The sequence below is a fragment of the Corallococcus terminator genome, from assembly GCF_003611635.1.
GTDB lineage: Bacteria > Myxococcota > Myxococcia > Myxococcales > Myxococcaceae > Corallococcus > Corallococcus terminator.
The window spans coordinates 1-3130 of the sequence record NZ_RAVZ01000569.1 but is presented as its reverse complement, the minus strand read 5'-3'; the positions used below and the strand labels follow the sequence as shown (position 1 = coordinate 3130).

2 protein-coding genes are annotated in these 3130 nt (G+C 71.2%); both read left to right on the top strand.

Annotated elements, in window-relative coordinates:
• Positions 1-668: dihydrolipoamide acetyltransferase (locus tag D7V88_RS40135; protein WP_120545776.1), on the top strand; the 668-nt coding region annotated here is incomplete at its 5' end.
• Positions 669-680: 12 nt separating this feature from the next.
• Positions 681-3083, top strand: coding sequence for a tetratricopeptide repeat protein (locus D7V88_RS40130; RefSeq protein WP_208726745.1), 2403 nt, complete (start codon positions 681-683; stop codon positions 3081-3083).
• Positions 3084-3130 lie beyond the last annotated feature (47 nt).

Here is a 3130-nt window from a genome sequence, read left to right as displayed (position 1 = left end):
CCCCCACCGCCGTCGCGCCCCAGGCCCCGGCCCAAGCTTCGGCCGGTGAACAGACGGCGGACGAAGCCTTCACGGCCCGGGTGAAGACGCTGGAGGAGCAGGTCGTCGACCTGAAGGAGAAGATCTACCGCTCCAAGGCGCGCCTGCTGCTGCTCCAGGAGACGGTGATGGGTGGCGACCTGTCCACCGGCGCCCGCGCGGTGCTGGTGCACAAGAACGAGATGGGCAACGCGTTCCAGTTGGAGTCGGTGGTGTACGCGCTGGACGGCGCGCCCATCTTCACCCAGGTGGACACGCAGGGAGACCTGAACCGGCACCAGTCGCTGGAGGTCTTCAACGGCCGCATCGTCCCCGGCCAGCACCAGCTCGCCGTGCGCCTCGTGTACCGGGGCAGCGGCTACGGCGTCTTCAGCTACCTGGAAGGCTACAAGTTCAAGGTGCAATCCAGTTACACCTTCAACGCGGAGTCTGGAAAGGTCACCACGGTGAACGTGGTGGGCGTGGAGAAGGGCGGCCTCACCACCGACCTGAAGGACCGGCCCGCGGTGAGATACGACATCGAAGTGGCCAAGGACACGCGCACGCTGCCGCCCAAGCCGCCCGCCACCTCTGGGACGGAAGGTGCGCCGGGCGTGCTGCCGGCCTCCACCTCCAGCGAGACGAAGTAGGGAGCAGGCGCCGTGACCGCGACGCTGCACGCCCTGGCCCTCGCCCTGTCCCTCGGGGCCGCGCCCGCGCCCTCCCCTGCTCCCAAGCCGGGAGCCACGCTTGCGCCCATGCCTGCCTCGCTGAGCACCCGCGCCGCGGCCGTGGAGGCGGTGGAGGCCCAGTTGCGCGCCGCCGAACAGAGCCTGCGCTTCGTGGAGGCGCAGTTCACCGAGCGCCCCGAGCCGAGCAGCGCCGATTCACAGCAGAAGCGCTTCTCCGAAGGGGAGCTGTACTCGCTCCTGGGAGACTGGCCCGCCGCGTCCGTCCTCTTCTACGACCTGGTCAGCGACCCGGACTTCAAGTCGAACCCGCGCTACCCGGAGGCGGTCTTCTACCTGGCGGACGCGCTCTACCAGCAGAAGAACGACATCGGCGCGCGCGTGTACCTGCGCGACGTGCTGGCGCTGCCCCTGACGCCGCAGCGCTACAAGGAAGCGGTGAGCCGCTACCTCGCGGTGGCCGGGCGGCTCCAGCAGTTCGAGGGCATCGACGCGTACGTGGAGAAGGCGCGCCAGTTGTCCGGCGGCGTGCTGGCCCCGGACATCGCCTATGTGCACGCGCGCGGCACCTTCAAGCGCGCGGACCTGTCGCCGGAGGAGCATCAGCAGCGCTCGCGCGCGCTGTTCGCCCCGCTGGCGCAGTCCCCGAGCCGCTTCCGCGTGCAGGCCGTCTACCACCTGGGCGTGTTGAGCGTGCAGTCCGGGGACCACCCCGCCGCCATCGCGCAGTTCCAGCGCATCGTCGCCACCGGGCCGGACGCGGTGGTCTCCACGGGCCTGCCAGAGCCGGAGGCCCAGCGCTTCCGGGAGCTGGCGCGGCTGTCGCTGGGGCGGCTCTATTACGAGACGGGCCGCTACGCGGAGGCGTTGGATCAGTACAGCCAGGTGCCCCGCGAGAGCGAACGCTTCCCGGAGTCGCTGCTGGAAGTCGCGTGGACGTACGTGCGCAAGCAGGACTTCACGCAGGCGAAGAACGCCACGGACATCCTGCTGCTCGTCGCTCCCCAGTCGCAGCTCGCGCCCGAAGCGCAGATCCTCCAGGGCCACCTGCTCCAGAAGCTGCGTCAATACGAGGAAGCGCTGGAGACGTACGACGGCGTGGCGCGCACGTTCGCGCCGGCGCGCGACAAGGTGGATTCGCTCCTGCTCGTGAACCAGGACCCGGTCGCCTATTTCGACAACCTCCTGGCGCGCAACGAGCGCTCCCTGGACGTGAGCACGCTGCTGCCGCCCCTGGCGCTGAAGTACGCGTCCACGCAGAAGGAGGTCTCGGAGGCGGTGCGGATGGTGGGCGACCTCGACAGCGGCCGGCAGGGCGCGGGCGAGGCGAAGGCCATCGCGGAGCGCATCCTGGAGGCGCTGGACGCGCGCGGGCTGGAGGCGTTCCCGGAGCTGCAGGAGGGCTACACCCGCGCGGAGGCCGTGGACACCGCGCTCACGCTGGTGGAGCAGTCCCTGGTGCAGGCGGAGACCGGGCTGGTGGCGGAGACGCTGACGCCCGCCGAACGCGAGAAGCTGCTCGTCGCCCAGGGCCAGCGCGAGGCCCAGCGCCAGCGGTTCGCGTCGCTGCCCACCACCAACCGGGAGCTGGACGCGCGCCGTCAGCGCATGCAGGCCCGCGTGGACACGGTGGACCGCGAAGCCTTCCGGCTGGGGTACGAACTGCAGAGCCTGCACGCCAACGCGGCCGCCGTGCGCAAGTGGGTGGAGGACACCCGCGATGAACGCCAGGCGGACCCCGCGGAGGAGCGCGAGTTCCTGGTGCAGCTCCAGGCGGAGATCGCCGCGCTGCGCGACCTGCAGGGAGAGCTGGACCGCACCCGCGCCCGGCTCGCCAGCGAGCGGCAGTCCACGGACACGTCGCTGGAGGGTGAGGCCGCCATCCGCGCCCGGTACGCCGCCGCGCTCCAGCAGGAACACGCGATGCTGCACGTGGGCGAGGCCCGGCTGTCCGGCGAGGACACCCGCGTGCTCCTGCGCATGCACGCGGTGCGCACGCGCACGGACGTGCTCCGCGGCCGGGTGGCGGTGGCCCGGGTGGCGCTGCGCGCTCGGCTGGAGCACCGCCTGAAGTCCATCCGCGACAAGGTGCGCGCCGAACAGGCCCTGCTCCAGGGCTACGAGCAGGAGGTGTCCACGGCCTCCGGGGACGCGCGCAACCTGGTGGGCCGCATCGCCTACGAGAGCTTCCGCCGCGTGCGACAGCAGTTCTACGAGCTGGTGCTCAAGGCCGACACCGGCACCGTGGACGTGGCCTTCAGCCGCACGCAGGACAACGCGGCCACCATCCAGAAGATCGCCAAGGAGAAGAGCGACGCCCTGCGCGCGCTCGACGCCGAGTTCCGGGACGTCCTGTCGACCGAAGGGGGGGACTGAAGCGCCATGCGCCGCCCCCTCCTCGCCCTCCTCCTGACCCTGGCCCC